General features: G+C 50.0%; 12 protein-coding genes. 7 read left to right on the top strand and 5 right to left on the bottom strand.

Going from position 1 to position 15738, the window contains the following annotated elements; genetic code table 11:
- Positions 1 to 95 precede the first annotated feature (95 nt).
- The gene (locus QZ516_RS04090) at positions 96 to 1331 is read right to left on the bottom strand and encodes a putative porin (RefSeq protein ID WP_297186592.1); all 1236 of its coding nucleotides are present in this window, start codon (positions 1329 to 1331) and stop codon (positions 96 to 98) included.
- 276 nt (positions 1332 to 1607) lie between these two features.
- Here QZ516_RS04090 and QZ516_RS04095 point away from each other — a divergent pair, with 276 nt between their 5' ends.
- From QZ516_RS04095 to QZ516_RS04105, 3 genes are all read left to right on the top strand, one after another.
- A complete protein-coding gene (locus tag QZ516_RS04095) occupies positions 1608 to 2303 on the top strand; it encodes a VacJ family lipoprotein (protein ID WP_297186595.1) in 696 nt (231 codons plus the stop codon).
- Positions 2304 to 2409: 106 nt separating this feature from the next.
- Positions 2410 to 3585, top strand: coding sequence for a SpoIIE family protein phosphatase (locus QZ516_RS04100; protein WP_297186597.1), 1176 nt, complete (start codon positions 2410 to 2412; stop codon positions 3583 to 3585).
- A complete protein-coding gene (locus QZ516_RS04105) occupies positions 3585 to 4076 on the top strand; it encodes an STAS domain-containing protein (RefSeq protein ID WP_297186599.1) in 492 nt (163 codons plus the stop codon). The genes QZ516_RS04100 and QZ516_RS04105 overlap by 1 nt, the downstream gene beginning before the upstream one ends.
- On the opposite strand, the gene QZ516_RS04110 is transcribed toward QZ516_RS04105, so the two are convergent.
- From QZ516_RS04110 to dusA, 3 genes are read right to left on the bottom strand one after another with little or no spacing between them, the layout of a single operon-like run.
- Positions 4073 to 4519, bottom strand: coding sequence for a TerB family tellurite resistance protein (locus QZ516_RS04110; RefSeq protein ID WP_297186602.1), 447 nt, complete (start codon positions 4517 to 4519; stop codon positions 4073 to 4075). The two genes, QZ516_RS04105 and QZ516_RS04110, sit on opposite strands and share 4 nt — an antisense overlap.
- The gene (tal, locus tag QZ516_RS04115; RefSeq protein WP_297186605.1) at positions 4516 to 5469 is read right to left on the bottom strand and encodes a transaldolase; all 954 of its coding nucleotides are present in this window, start codon (positions 5467 to 5469) and stop codon (positions 4516 to 4518) included. Before tal ends, QZ516_RS04110 begins: the two co-directional genes overlap by 4 nt.
- A gap of 1 nt (position 5470) precedes the next feature.
- Complete coding sequence (dusA, locus tag QZ516_RS04120) at positions 5471 to 6499, bottom strand: tRNA dihydrouridine(20/20a) synthase DusA (RefSeq protein WP_297186608.1); 1029 nt, start codon at positions 6497 to 6499, stop codon at positions 5471 to 5473.
- A 147-nt stretch (positions 6500 to 6646) separates the two neighbouring features.
- Here dusA and QZ516_RS04125 point away from each other — a divergent pair, with 147 nt between their 5' ends.
- The 4 genes from QZ516_RS04125 (at position 6647) to QZ516_RS04140 (ending at position 14878) form a co-directional block, all read left to right on the top strand.
- A complete protein-coding gene (locus QZ516_RS04125) occupies positions 6647 to 8809 on the top strand; it encodes a type I secretion system permease/ATPase (RefSeq protein ID WP_297186611.1) in 2163 nt (720 codons plus the stop codon).
- A complete protein-coding gene (locus tag QZ516_RS04130; RefSeq protein WP_297186614.1) occupies positions 8809 to 10173 on the top strand; it encodes an HlyD family type I secretion periplasmic adaptor subunit in 1365 nt (454 codons plus the stop codon). The genes QZ516_RS04125 and QZ516_RS04130 overlap by 1 nt, the downstream gene beginning before the upstream one ends.
- Before the next feature lie 152 nt (positions 10174 to 10325).
- Entirely contained in the window at positions 10326 to 11642 is a 1317-nt protein-coding gene (locus QZ516_RS04135) for a TolC family outer membrane protein (RefSeq protein WP_297186617.1), read from the top strand.
- A 68-nt stretch (positions 11643 to 11710) separates the two neighbouring features.
- Positions 11711 to 14878, top strand: a complete 3168-nt coding sequence (locus tag QZ516_RS04140; protein WP_297186620.1) for a retention module-containing protein — start codon at positions 11711 to 11713, stop codon at positions 14876 to 14878.
- An 82-nt stretch (positions 14879 to 14960) separates the two neighbouring features.
- On the opposite strand, the gene QZ516_RS04145 is transcribed toward QZ516_RS04140, so the two are convergent.
- Complete coding sequence (locus QZ516_RS04145) at positions 14961 to 15635, bottom strand: transglutaminase-like cysteine peptidase (RefSeq protein ID WP_297186623.1); 675 nt, start codon at positions 15633 to 15635, stop codon at positions 14961 to 14963.
- Positions 15636 to 15738 lie beyond the last annotated feature (103 nt).

Raw genomic sequence — 15738 nt, forward strand, 5'->3', positions numbered from 1 at the left:
AGGTTGGCCAAGCTGGAAGGTGTGAAGGCTATTGGGGGTAACAAAAAAAATGGCCCGGTAGGGGCCATTTTTCTGATACTTGTCGGGACGGCCGGTTAGAATTTCGCCTCTATGTTGAGCTTGATGGCGTCGTAGTCACTCTTTTTACCTTCACCTCTGACTTTGCCGATTTCGGTGTCGTAGTAGGACAGGCTTGCTGTGGTGTTCTTGCTGAGGCCGAGATAGGCCCCGTATTTATGTCCTTTCACGTCAGTGCCGCCGCCTGCAAAATCCGAGTCAGCGAAAGCGGCAAAGACAGCATCGGCTTCCAGATCCTGATACAGATAGCTGAAGGCCAGGTCACCCCTGCCTTTTACCTTGCCAAGTTTGAATCCTGCCGCGTAGCCTGTGTCTTCATCGGCATCGCTGTCGGTGTTTTTGACGTAATCGGCAAACAGCATGGTTGGTATGCCGGCGAGCTTGGTATTCAACTCGGCAAAGACTTCGGCAACTTCATAATCCAGTGCATGGGTTCCGCCAATCCCTGTGTTACCAAAGAACTCGGCATTATCATCACTATCCTCAAAAAAAGCGGCACTGCCGGCTACCGGTATATAAAGATAGCTGGTGCCCACCTTTAGGGATGTTTTTTCGGAAACTGTTACGTTATAGCCTAGCTGGGCACCAAACATTTCCTCGATATCGTCCGTCCCTTTGCTGCCATCGTAGCTATTCAGAAAGTGATAGGCGGCAATGGCCCAGACCGAGCCATTGTCATAGGACAGGTGCCCGCCCTCAGGGCGATAATCGCTATCCCATACCAGGCCGCTACCACCAGGGGTATAGAAAGGATTTTTGGTCTTGCCGGCCACCAGATTCAGGTTCTCGGCAAAATTCCAGTCAATCCAGGCCATATCCAGATTGATTTGTTTGGAGCTGCCGCCGCCTCCGAGGGTCTGGTTGGCGGAGGTTGGCGACTCACTGCCGCTGGCCAGTGCTACTCCCGCCTTGAAGTCATCGGAAACCTGGGCGGTGAGACCAATGCGCGCACGTATCCGGTTGCGGTTGATGTCATCGTAGGCGCTGTCTTTGTCAGTCTGTTCGACACGGTATCGGACATCGCCGTGCCACTGGATTCGGTCGGCCCAGGAAGTGGCCGGTTTTGCGGTGGCAACCACCTGGTTGGTTTTTTCCTCCATTACTTTGGTTTTAGCTTCCATTGCATTGAGGCGCTCAGTCAGGGCGGCAACCTGGTCCCTCAATTCCTGCAAGGTTGCTTCGTCTGCGTTTGCGAACAGAGCGGGACACAGGGTGAATCCGCTAACGGCTAGGAAAATGGCAGTTCGTTTCATAGTTATAATTCCAATCCTGTTAATTTAAAACTTGATATCTCGATATCGTCGATGCTTTCTTTATAGTTGCTGTTTTTTCCGAAACAGACATAAACGGGTGTCGGTATCTTAATGTGTCAGTTTTATGACACAAGGTTATTATCTGCTGAGCGGTAGGGTAGGGAGACTTGTGGCGTGTGGTTTTGGATGATTACGGTATACCTGAAAAAGTTCAGCGTGTAGAATTGCGAGAATTTGTTGTTATCAGATTATAAAAAAGCAGGGAGAACACCCCAGATGAAAAAAATAGTGCTGTTGCTGGCTGGCGTTATGATGTCTACCCACGTGTTTGCGGAGGGGAACCCCGACGATCCCTGGGAAGGCTTCAATCGCAAGATGTTTGCTTTCAATGATACCGTGGATACCTATACGCTGAAGCCTATCGCCAAGGGCTACCGGGCGGTTACGCCTGACCCTGTTGAGCGTGGGGTCAGCAGGATGTTCTCCAATGTTGGAGAAGTGGTGAATGTTTTCAATGATCTGCTGCAGGGGAAATTCCGTCAGGCGGGCAATGACACGGGACGGTTTGTTATCAATACCACCATTGGTCTGGTGGGTTTTTTTGATGTAGCCGATCATTTTGGCCTGCCTAAAAATGATGGGGAAGATTTCGGCCAGACACTGGGTGTCTGGGGTGTAGATAGTGGGCCTTATCTGGTGTTGCCGTTGATCGGTCCAAGTACCCTGCGCGATGGTCCAGCCCGGGTCGTTGATCGATTTATCAATCCCATTAATGAAATAGACCATGTCCCAACCAGAAATCAGATATACGGCGCCGAGGTGATTTCCACTCGTGCCGATCTTCTCGAGGCTGAAAAGTTTGTGCGTGGCGAGCGCTATAGCTTTATCCGTGATGCGTATTTACAGCGTCGTAAGTTTTTGCTGATGGATGGCGGTGTGGAAGATGATTTCGGGGACTATAAGGATTTTTAGCCCCAGGTTATTTTTCTTTGCTAATCGACAATTGCCTGGAAAGGCAACTGTCGAAAAGGGCATGGAGCTTATACCTGAACAACTGGATATCAGTTCCGAGTAACCTATGGATAAGAACGGCAAACTGTTTATTGTTGCCGACAGTCAGGATAAATGTCATGCCTTGAACGCGCATCTGGCCGACACCAGTTGGCGCGTTTCAACTTTTGATAAACCTGAAAATGCCCTCGCAGCAATTAAAATCGAGCACCCCGGTGTCGTGGTGGTCGACCTTCCTCTCTCGGCGATTCGAGAAAAATTTGCCTGCCTTCCGTCTCAGGATGTGGATATTGCCTATGTCGTCGTGCTTCCGGAAACGGATCCCCGGGATGTGGTTGCACTGTTCCATAACTATGCGTCGGACGTGGTCATTAAACCATTTGATGGTGACCGGTTCCGGGAGGCCGTCGAACGCGCGTCAAACTGTAAAAGTCTGATGGTGCAAAACCGCCAATACCGTGAGCAGCTCGAAAAGGCTAATCGGGAACTGGAAGAGAGTCTCCGGATACTTGAAGTTGATCAAATGGCAGGTCGGCAGGTGCAGAGCAGCCTGTTGCCGGTAACTCCGCTCTATCATGGCGACTACGAAATTGCCCATCGGATTGTCCCATCGCTGTTTCTGAGCGGTGATTTCGTCGGCTACAATGTCATTTTTGATCGTTATATGGTGCTTTATGTCGCCGATGTTTCCGGTCACGGTGCATCGTCTGCTTTTTTAACCGTCTTGTTGAAATTTATCCTCAATCGCATTTTGCGAAGACATATTACCCGCAATGATTACGGCGCCATGACCAGAGCCCCAGAGGGCTTTATTGAACACATCAATAAACAGATTATGGCGCTGGGACTCGATAAACACCTGACCATGTTTTCTGCTTCTATTGATATGGAGCAGAATATTTTGCGTTATTCGGTTGCTGCTCATATGCCGATGCCCGTGCTGGTTACCGGCGACCAGGTTTCCCTGCTACCGGGCAAAGGTAAACCCATTGGTATTTTCTCTGAGGGTCAGTGGGACGTCGAAGAGATCAAGCTGCCGGAAAAATTTGTTATGACCGTGGTATCGGATGGTGTACTGGAATTTTTGCCGGGCAAATCCTACAGTGAAAAGCAGCAGTTTATTGCTGATGCGGTGGCCAAATCGGATGGGTCCATCGAGGCGATCTGCGAAGGTTTGTGTATCAATCAGTTGGAAGACGCACCCGACGATGTCACTGTTCTGACCGTGCGCAGGGGGTATTAGTGCAACCGGGCAAGATTCTGGTTTCTCATCATGATGATGTTTATCTTATCAAGCTGGTCGGGGACGTGCGCGTTACCCTCTGCACTTCGCTGAACAATTATATTGAAGCCATTTTTCAGACCGGAAACGTCGCTGAGGTGGTGATCGACATGCTGGATGCTGTTGCCGTCGATAGCACGACGCTGGGTTTGCTGGCCAAACTTGCTATTTACAGTCATGAACATTTCGGTATCAAGCCAACCCTTTTCTGTAACGATGAAAGCCTCTATCAGGTGCTTGCCGTGATGGGGCTCGATGAGATTTTTAATATCATTCAGGAATCACCGGCGTCGGCTGCAGACTATCAGGAGTTGCCGGACATCAGTTCAGACGTGGAAGTAGAAGAAGTTAGGGATCGTGTCCTTGAGGCGCACCGGTTGTTGTCTGTATTGAATGAGCGGAATCAACAGGAATTTATCGATCTGATACGTTCTCTCGAGCAGACCCGCTAGTTTCCGCGGTTGGCGCGGTGTTTTGCCTGAATGAAATCTGTGTGGGAGACGTACAGTAACTCTGAAATCCGCCGAATCAGTGCTTCTTCATGCTTGTCAAGTCGGTTGTCAGCAAAGGCTACTCGCCACAGGTTTTCAACCAATCCCCTTTTTTCGTGCACATCAAAATGATCATTGATCAGTCGTGTGAACTGAAACAGTGATGTGGCATCGTTAACCTCGCTGTGAGCGAGGCGGACCAACATCTCAATTTCCTCGTGTGCCAGGGAAAACTGCTTTTCCAGTAGTTGCCGGATAATCGCCTGTTCCTGTTCGTCCAGGGTTCTGTCAATGACCATGATTTCAACCATCAGGGCGGCCGCTGCCAGTTGTTTCTGGTGAACAGGCTCGCCATCCGGTTCATCAATTCTGGCGGAAAAAAACTGTTTGATCTGGTCTATCATCGAGCTGTTACTCCCGTCAGCCGTTTTTCCAGTTTGTCCTGATCGGCAATAAAGTTGCGTATTCCCTCGGCGAGTTTTTCGGTGGCCATTGCATTGTTGTTTAATTGATAACGGAAGCTTGCTTCATTTAACTGATCGCAATCGATTGCTTCCCCAGTATTGTCCGGATGGAGCTGGCGCGCCAGGTGGCCGCTAGCATTGTTCAATGCTTCCAGTAGTTGTGGGCTTATGGTTAAGCGATCACAGCCCGCAAGGGCCTCGATTTGATCCGTATTTCGAAAACTGGCGCCCATGACAATAGTGTCGTAACCGTGATGCTTGTAAAAGTTATAGATCGATTTTACCGAGAGAACACCGGGATCCTCTTCGGGGAGGTAATCCGTCTTGCCGCCGTGACGTTTATGCCAGTCGAGAATCCGGCCCACAAAAGGGGAAACCAAAAAAGCGCCTGCATCCGCTGCGGCTGCTGCCTGCTCAAAACTGAACAGGAGTGTCAAATTACATTGGATGCCGGCTTTTTCTAGTTGTTCAGCGGCGCGTATACCCTCCCAGGTTGCTGCTATCTTCAGCAAAATCCTGTCGCTGGCAATACCGGCACTCTGGTATTTCTCCACCAGGCTCATACCCCGGGCGATGGTTGCTTCCGTGTCGAACGAGAGGCGGGCATCAATTTCTGTTGAGACCCGACCGGGAATCACCTGAAGTATTTCACGGCCAATGCCTACCGCCAGCGTGTCCATGCATTCCGGCAGCCAGTCCGAATGTGACTGTCTGGCTCGGTTGACTGATTGCTCCAGCAGGGGGCGATAACGTTCCAGTTCGGCAGCTTTCAGGATCAGGGATGGGTTGGTGGTGGCATCAATGGGCTGATAGTGGTTAATGGCGTCGATGTCACCAGTATCCGCAACAACGACAGTCATTTCGCGCAATTGATCCAGTTTGCTGATCATATTAAATAGGCTCGGTTTGTTGTATGTTGGTTTGAGTGCCTTGCATTGCTGCCATGGCACCGTAAAGAACCTCTATACCGGCGTCTGGCCGGTGAGCATGTTCGCTGATATAACGCCGAAATTTTCTCCCGCCGGGCATGCCCTGATAGAGGCCAAGAATATGTCTGGTCATGTGACTGAGCTTGGTACCTCTAGCCAGTTCCTCTGTCATAAAAACAGCGAAGTTCTCCAGAATTTGCTCCCTGGAGGGCGATGGACGGTGATCGTGGTAGAGTTCTCGATCAACTTCAGCGAGTAAATAAGGGTTTTGGTAAGCCTCGCGACCCATCATGACGCCATCGACGTGATCCAGGTGGGTCTTGGTGTCCCCCAGTGTTGTGACACCACCATTCAGAATGATTTCCAGCTGCGGAAAGTCTTTTTTCAGGCGATAAACTTTGTCGTAGTCCAGTGGCGGAATATCACGATTCTGCTTGGGGCTTAACCCCTTTAACCAGGCTTTGCGCGCATGAACGATAAAAGTCTGACAGCCTGCATCTGCAACAGTGCCGACAAAGTCACATAGCAAGGCATAACTATCCTGCTCATCAATACCGGTGCGATGTTTGATCGTGACAGGAACTGTGCTCACTTCCTGCATTGCCTGAAAACACTGAGCGACCAGCCCGGGGTCTTTCATTAAAATTGCACCGAACTTGCCTGACTGTACCCGGTCGCTGGGACAGCCACAGTTCAGATTGATCTCGTCGTAACAGTAACTGCTGGCAATATTGACGGCCGTGGCGAGCTCGGCGGGATCACTGCCGCCAAGCTGCAAAGCCACAGGGTGCTCCGCTGAGTGAAACTGTAAATGCCTTGGCCTGTCGCCGTAAATCAACGCCCCGCTGGTCACCATTTCTGTATAGAGGAGACTTTGCCTGCTAAGTAACCGGTGAAAATGACGACAGTATCGATCGGTCAAGTCCATCATGGGTGCGATAGAGAACCGACGGTTTACCGGGCTGGTTAAAGGGCTGTTACTGGTTGGCATGGGTACAACTGGCTTGTTTGTAAAATAAGTGTGTGGGCTGGAATTATATCGGCAAAAACCACCAAAATAACCCTGCTGGGTGTTCAGTCACCGGCATGTTAGCATTGCCCAGCCACTGATACTGACCATTCACGAAGAATAATATTTATGACTACGCCCGAGCAAAAAACAGAATATCATCAGGATACGGCAGAGATTGGCACCCACGAACTAATGGATTGCCTGTTGTTGCTGGCTGGACTGGAAGGTCGCCCGACCTCACTTTCTGCCCTGTCATCCGGCTTGCCGCTGGTGGATGGAAAGCTGACGCCGGAGTTATTTAACCGGGCGGCAAACCGGGCGGGCCTGGCCTCCATTCTACTGGCTCGGCAACTGGATAATATTCCACAGGAAGTTTTACCCTGTGTCCTGCTACTCAACAACGGCCAGGCGGTGGTCCTGTCCAGTCTGGATGCTGAGCTGCAGTTGGCCGTATTAACCGACCCTCATGACAATACCTCAGAGCAAGTTGATTTTAAAACGCTTAAAGCGCTTCACAGTGGCCATGTTTTCTATGTCAGGCCGATGCAGCAATTTGATTCCCGCACGCCAAAAATTTATCAGAAAACCGGCGATCATTGGTTCTGGGGCGTCATGCGCAGCTCCTGGAAGATTTATCGCGATGTCTTGCTGGCGTCCTTCCTGATTAATTTCTTTGTTTTGGCTCAACCCCTGTTTGTTATGAATGTCTACGACCGGGTGGTGCCAAACAATGCTGTGGAGACTCTCTGGGCACTGGCCATCGGTGTACTCATTGTCTACACGTTTGATTTGGTCTTGAAACTGTTACGCGCCTACCTGGTAGAGCTGGCCGCAAAGCGTTCAGATGTGGTGCTGTCTGCACAATTGCTCGAAAAGGTGCTTAATCTGAAAATGTCTGCCAGGCCCAATTCCACCGGTGCCTTTGCATCCCGTCTGCATGATTTTGATATGCTGCGAAATTTTGTCACCTCTTCCACCATATTGACCCTTATCGATCTGCCCTTTGTGGTTCTCTTTATGGTGTTCATCTGGTACCTGGGCGGCTGGTTGGTGTTTGTCCCGTTAACGGTGTTCCCGATAGCGCTTTACCTTGGATTTCGGGCCCAGAAAAAGCTTCGTCCCACCATTGAAAATGTCATGCGGGGCAGTGCCAAGAAAAATGCCACATTAATCGAAAGCCTGGTGGGTATCGAAACCATCAAGACGCTGGGTGCCGAAAGTCAGATCCAGCGAGGCTGGGAGCAGGCTGTGGGTTATGTCTCGCAATGGAGTCTGCAATCCCGCTTGACGTCCAACAGTGCACTTCAGGCTGTCCAGTTTTTGCAGCAGGTAGCCATGGTCGCCATTGTGGTGTGGGGTGTTTATTTGATTGCCGATCAGAACCTCACCCTCGGTGGTCTGATTGCCTGTGTGATTTTGAACGGACGCGCGCTGGCGCCGTTAAGTCAGGTCGCTAATTTACTGGTCAGTTATGACCACGCCGAAGCGACGTTGAAGTCCCTGAATGAGGTGATGGCCCTGCCGGTTGAGCGCGAACCGGAAAAACGCTACCTGACGCGCCCTGTCTTTCACGGGGATATCCGTATCAAGCAAGTGACGTTTAGTTACCCTGAGCAACCCAGGCCGGCACTCGAAAATGCCAATATCATCATCAATTCAGGCGAGAAAGTGGCGATTATCGGTCGAATTGGCTCTGGTAAATCGACCCTTGCCAAGCTTCTGATACGTTTGTATGAGCCCACCAGTGGATCCGTGCTGATGGACGGTTTCGATATCAATCAGCTCGATCCGGCAGATTTGCGTCATAACGTGGCTTATGTGGCGCAGGATGCAAAACTGTATTTTGGCACGCTGCGAGACAATATAACGTTTGGCCTGAATGGTATTACCGATCAGCAGGTGGTCGACGCGGCAGCACAGGCCGGCATACTGGAGCTGGTCAATAGTCATCCGTTGGGTTTTGAAATGCCAGTGGGTGAGCGGGGAGAAACACTTTCCGGAGGTCAGCGCAGCGCCATTGCGATGGCTCGGGTTTTTCTTCGCAAACCCCGAGTGCTGGTGATGGATGAACCGACATCGGCCATGGATCAAGGGACAGAAGAGCGCCTGACCCAGCAGATCAAAACCCGCTTTTCGGACAGTACGTTACTGATCATTACCCATAAGATGAGCATGTTGAGTCTGGTTGACCGCCTGATTGTGGTGGATCGGGGTGTGATTATTAGTGATGGTCCAAAGTCGGAAGTGCTGGCGGCCCTCAAGGAAGGCAACATCAGAGGGAAAGGCTAATGCCCAAGCAACGACTCGAAAAATTGCGCCGTCAACTGGACAAGACTTCTGCTGTCGATCTGAAGTACATGTCGTATTCCTCAGAGGCGGTTCTGAAACAGTCGCCTTTCGTATCTCAGGTGTTGTTATGGGTGATAGCAGCGTTCCTGGTCATTATGATGATTTGGGCCAGTTTGGCCAGAATTGACGAGTTTGCCCGGGGGGAGGGCAAAATTGTCCCTTCCAGCAACATCCAGATAGTACAGAATCTGGAGGGCGGCATACTGGAAGTGCTGTTTGTTACTGAGGGCGAGGTCGTCGACCGGGGTCAACCGCTTTTACAGATTGACGATACCATTTTTGCATCGACTTACAGAGAGCGCTCGCTGCAAGTCGAACAGTTAACGGTCAAAGCTGCCCGGTTGCGAGCTGAGGCCAATAGTAGTGAGTTTGATGAAGAGCTGGAGAAACTGGGTGGTGTTCACAATGAAATATTGGTTGCCAGTGAGCGGGCATTATACGAATCCCGCAAGCAGGCTCACCTCTCGAAGTTAGATAGCCTCAATCAGAAGGTTTCACAAAAGAAGCAGGAGCTGTCTTCGATGCGGGTCAATCGACAAAGCCTGTCTGACAGTTACCGCCTGCTTCGCCAGGAGCTCGAGTTTACCCGTCCGCTGGTTTCCCAGGGTGCCGTTTCCCAGGTGGAATTACTTCGCTTGGAGCGTCAGGCTAACGACCTTAAAGGCGAGCTGGACAGGGCGACAATATCAATTCCCCAGCTTGAATCTGCTTACCAGGAGGCACTTAAAAATGTTGAAAGCTACTCGCAAACCTTTGCCAGTGAGTCCCGTGCAGAACTGAATGAGGTAATGGCTGAACTTGGTCGTATCGGCCAAAGTAACCAGGCGTTGGAGGATCGGGTGACCCGGACATTGGTTCGTTCGCCCATGAAAGGCATCGTCAAGCAGATTAAAGTTAAAACGATCGGTGGCGTCATTCAGCCCGGGGAGGATCTGGTTGAGATTGTGCCGTTTGATGACTCGCTATTGGTAGACGCTCGTGTATCTCCTTCCGATATCGCTTTTATTCATCCCGAACAGAAGGCAACGGTCAAGTTTACGGCCTACGACTTTTCGATTCACGGAGGCTTGCCAGCCAAGGTGATTAGAATCAGCCCGGACACGATTGTGGACGAGGAGGGTGTCAGCTACTATCAGGTCAGATTGCGAACTGACAGCAGCCATTTGGGTAACGAAGACGATCCCTTACCGATTATTCCGGGGATGATCGTTCAGGTCGATATTCTGACTGGCCAGAAAACCATTCTGGACTATCTGCTCAAACCTATCCTGAAAACCAAAGAGTTAGCATTCAGAGAACGCTAGTTGCCGCAATTGAAATAGATCACTAGTTAAGTGGTCATTTTACCGATCCAAACGGTAACTGGTTCATTCAAATTCTGTGTTATAAATCTAACTACATATAACTATGTGTAATTTTATAATTCCAGGGCAATACAGAAGGACAGGAAGTAATAATGTTTTTTAACCGATATCTGACATTTTTTTCTATTGCCGGGGCTGCCTGCCTCTCCATGCAATTGAATGCACAAACAATAAATATGCGCGACGCCATAACCGAAACGTTGCAATCCAATCCCGAGGTTCAGGCGGAACTTCGGGAAGTCGATGCACGAGAAAGGCAAATAAGGGAAGCGTTGGGTGGCTATTATCCCTCAGTTGACGTACTGGCCGGGTTTGGTTACCAGGAGAGAGATCCCACATCTCGTCAGTTTTCTGACCCTGATCGCACGCGCAATGAACTGGAGAGACACGAAGCTCAGTTAAACATCAAACAACTGGTGTTTGACGGTTTTAATACGCCAAATGAACACAAAAATCAGATTGCCAGGCACGAAAGTGCCGAGCACCGCGCCTATTCCGTGGGCGAAAATATCGCTCTGGAGGTAGTCAGGTCCTATCTGGAAGTCATCAAGCAGCAAGATATTCTTGCATTGGCCAAACAAACATTGGCCACGCATGAAAATATTTACGACAAGATGAAGAAACGTTCTGATTCCGGTGTGGGCAGTACCGCTGACTTTGATCAGATATCCGGGCGTTTGGCCCTGGCAAAAACGAATGTGATTAATCAGACAGCAAATTTGCTGGATGCTAAAACAAATTTTCAACGGGTGGTTGGTCGTTATCCGCAGGAGGGTGAGTTGGCAGCGCCCGGCACCTACAGTAAATATTTGCCTGCAACGGTTGATGAAGCGATTGCCAGGGCCATCGATGCACACCCGTTGCTGAAATCCGCTGCATCGGATGTCAAAGCTGTGAACTTTCAGTACGAACAGACAAAAAGCACCTTTTACCCCCAGTTCCATGTAGAGCTTGAGCGCGACCTGAACAAGAATATCGATGGGGTGGATGAGCAGGTTGATGATCTGACAGTCATGCTACGTATGCGTTACAACCTCTATCGTGGTCGCTCAGATGAAGCAAAAAAACAGCAATTCGCATACCTGGTGGAAAAAGCAAAAGAAGTCCGCAATAACACATATCGTCAGGTTGAGCAGGAAACCCGTCTAGCGTGGGTTGCATATGAGGCTGTTCGCGATCAAATCCCGGTGCTCGAGGACTATGTTCGGGATTCCGAGTCAACAAAATCAGCTTATATTCAACAGTTCGATCTTGGTCGCCGCACACTCCTTGATCTTTTGAATACTGAAAATGAAACGATCACTGCCAAGCAGTCTCTGGTCACTGCCAGGCAGGATCTTCTCTATAATGAATACAGGATATTTCGCGCCATTGGAGAACTGCTCTATACCGTTGGTGTAGAACTCTAATAGCAGGTTACATGTCTAAGTAAGATGTGACCAAGTTAAAGCCGGATTGAGCCGGGAGGGTTAAAATTATGAACGAGCAAACTTCACAAGTAAGCACCGTCGAGTCCGGTCAAGACCAGCAAATTCTCGGATTTGTTGCATCGACTGAAGGCGCCACAGTGGTGGTTGTTTCTCCAGACGGCACCCTCCGCGAGCTCAAAATGGGTGATCCCATTCATGAAGGCGACGTTATTCAGGTAACTGATGGTAGCCATGTCGCGATCAGTTTTGCCGATGGCTCTGTTCGCCAGTTAAATAGTGGTGATTCTTTTGTTGTCGGCCTAGACAGTCATCAACAGCTGGCGGCTATCGAGTCTGCCGAAGAGGAAAACCCCGAATTCCAGGACTTGCTGGCCACACTCGCCGCCGGTGAGGATATAGCGGAAGATCAGGAAGCAACAGCCGCTGGCGCTGAGGACGGTGCTTCTGGAACGGGTGATGAAATCGGTCAGGGCCTGCAATTTTCCTTGCTCGGCGGAGAAGTGACACCAACGGCGGGTATTGATCCCGACTATGTGCCACCGCCGTTGCCTGATCCGACTGCTAACGCAGATATCAGTGAAAATGGTATTAATAACGGAGAGGCCAATAACAATGATGCGGTGGTCACGAACGATGCCCGCTCGGTAACGGAAGATCAGGACCTGAACCCGGTGGACAGTGTGCCGGATACGGTGCTGAGTGTGACCGGCGCGATCAGTGTATCGGATGTTGATCAGGGCGAAGGAGCCTTTGATCCGGCGACGCTGTCGTTTGGCGGTCGGACGAACTCGAGCGCGCTGGACACAGACACTACTGAGCTGGGAACGCTGACGTTGCTGGACGACCAGGGCAACTACAGTTTTGCGGTAGACAATGCGGCGGTGCAGTACCTGGCGGCAGGTGACACGGTGGTTCAGACCTGGACGGTGGACTCTGTGGACGGCAGTGGTACGAGCACCATCACGATTACGATTAACGGCCTCAATGATGGCGCGGTGGTCACGAACGATGCCCGCTCGGTAACGGAAGATCAGGACCTGAACCCGGTGGACAGTGTGCCGGATACGGTGCTGAGTGTGACCGGCGCGATCAGTGTATCGGATGTTGATCAGGGCGAAGGAGCCTTTGATCCGGCGACGCTGTCGTTTGGCGGTCGGACGAACTCGAGCGCGCTGGACACAGACACTACTGAGCTGGGAACGCTGACGTTGCTGGACGACCAGGGCAACTACAGTTTTGCGGTAGACAATGCGGCGGTGCAGTACCTGGCGGCAGGTGACACGGTGGTTCAGACCTGGACGGTGGACTCTGTGGACGGCAGTGGTACGAGCACCATCACGATTACGATTAATGGAACCAACGACGGCCCCGTGGCCAACCCCGACACCAATTTTGTAAATGAAAGTATTGATGGGGCAGATGCCCCCATCATTTTCGGGAATGTCATATCAGGTGGTGATAACGGAATAGATTCAGCAGACTCTTTTGCTGGTGCTGAGCAATACGCTGATGTCGCTGATACAGACGTTGATCTTGGCGATGCCTTGAGAATAGTCAGTATAAATAACCAATCAGTTAGTTTGGGAACAACGGCGGCTAATGGAACGCAGCTTGCCGGTTTATATGGTGTTTTGACTATCGGGGCAGACGGCTCATATGCCTACGACCTTGATGATAATAATCCACTGTTGGCCGACCTTAATACCGGCGAAGAGTTGAATGAGGTGTTCAACTATACGGTTTCTGATTCAAGTGGCGCAGAGAGTTCATCAACATTGACGATCACTGTGAATGGTCAGGACCAGGGGCAGCCCCCGTTAGAACTGGGTGTTACAAAAAATTTATACGTTGGCCTCGATGAACTGGTTATCAAAAATCTTCAAGTCGGTTTTGTAGACGCTACTTTTATTAATGGAACGGCAAATACTTCACAATATAATACGGATTCCGATCCATATATTGATCAGTTGGGTTGGGGAAGACCTGTCAGTAGCACCGGCCAGTCTGGTTACACACTTGTTGACAATACCCTCTTCAGTTCAGAAACCGGCTCAACAGTAGACGTTGGCTCAACCTTCAAGCTCGCGGACTTCCAGCATTTAAATTTTCCCATAGCTGTCAATTCGTCAAACCTCCAGGAAGTCTACCTGGTTCTTGATATGGATATAGTGATTAATGGGGTACATCTGGAAAAACCGATAGACTTAAAACTGCTGATGAGTCACGACGAGACCCCTAATGATAGTGGTGACCCCCGGGATATTATTTCACTTCCACCGCAGATGATTACCGTCAATCTGGATGGCTTTGATTATGATTTCCATGTGTTGGGATTCAGGGATGTTGATGGCAATTTGGTTGATGCAATTTACACGAATGAAAATGCAGTAAATGACTTTGAGATTGTCGGTAGTTTCACTTCATCATCTGAAAACCCTCAGGTGCTGGATAGTGTTTCCGGAACTGTCGGGACGGGGAGTGATGATGTGGTCACCTGGACTGATACTTCCAGTGAATACGGAACTCTGACCGTCAGCGAAGATGGCAGTTACGAATATATACTGAATAGCGATATCAAGAACGTTCTAGATGTTGGTGAGAACCTGGTAGATATCTTCGAATATACGGTTACCAATCAGTTTGGCAGCACTACCAGTACACTGGAAATTAATATTTCCGGCTATCAGAATATTTATGGCTCTTCTGGAGACGATTCCCTGATGGGTACGTCAGCGAATGAATATTTGACCGGCGCAGCTGGTGATGATGTTCTCAATGGCGCTGGGGCCGATGATGTTCTTATAGGCGGTCCAGGCAACGATAGCCTGACGGGAGGTCCCGGCGCAGATGTGTTCAAGTGGGTAGCAGGCGATGAAGGAATTGGCGCCATTGATATTGTTACTGACTACAACCAGTCGAGTGGCAGCTATGACCCGTCAGAGGGTGATATTCTTGATCTCTCAGATCTGCTTGTGGGCGTAGCTTCACTGGATACATCAGGGATGACTTTAGCCGAGGCCCTGGATGCGTCCTTTCTGACGGTCACATCAGATGGAACTGATACAAGTATTGTCGCCGATGTTGATGGTGGCGCGGCAGGTACCACGACCCAGACAATTGTGCTGCAGGGTGTGGATTTAACAAATGGTGGTGAGTTCTCTTCAGCAGAAGTCATCGAAAGCCTTATCAGTAACAATAATCTCGTTGTAGATTGATTGTTGAAAAATAAAAAAGCCCGGCCAGATGGCCGGGCTTTTTTTACAATAACTTCCATGATGGATTGGTCGTTATTGTTTTTTACTCTAGCTCTTTTGCCATTCTCGCATTCAAATCCCGCCAAAGATTGAGCTGGTCTGATTTGCCCGCTTTGAGCTGTTCGTTCCGTGTCCTGGCCAGCCATAGATTATCGGCGTTAAAACTGTAGATCGGTCGGAGGTCGCGTCGCTCATTGGCCGGTTTGATACGTTTATTGATATTGTCGAGAATCAGGGGTACAGACGTTGGGGTGGGATAGTAGGCCAGTACCATGTGTGCCTGATTCAGCAAGGTCGCCTTGACATAGGTGATCCGCAATTTTGAAACATCCATGCCCATTCCCTTTAGCGTGAAATACTTGGCGATAGAGAAATCCTCACAGTCGCCGGCATCTCTGGCAAGAAATTCGATGGGAGTCGCCCAGTAATCATTCTTTCCCCACAGCTCAATGTCACTGACAAAGCGGGCGCCATTAAAAAAATCGTTCACTGCCTTGAGTTGCTCGATATCCTCTTTGCCGCGATATTCGTGAGTCATATTTTGCCAGTATTCAATACGTGACTGCGCAGAAGGTCCATATTTACTGCGGATTTTAGCGAGCATTTCGTCACTGATGCCGGAGTGATTAGCGCTGCCTGAAAATATCACGAAAAACAGAGAAGCCAGCAGCCCAATGCGACCGAAAAAAATTGCTTGTAGAGCAGATGAAGACTTCAATTTCTTTCCGTTTTTTGCGACGTTATCGGCCTATTTACAGCGACTTTGATCTTATCATAGACATCGCCTGGCAAGGCTACGATGCGAGGCACTGTAGCGTGAT

This window comes from uncultured Porticoccus sp. (assembly GCF_913061305.1).
GTDB lineage: Bacteria > Pseudomonadota > Gammaproteobacteria > Pseudomonadales > Porticoccaceae > Porticoccus.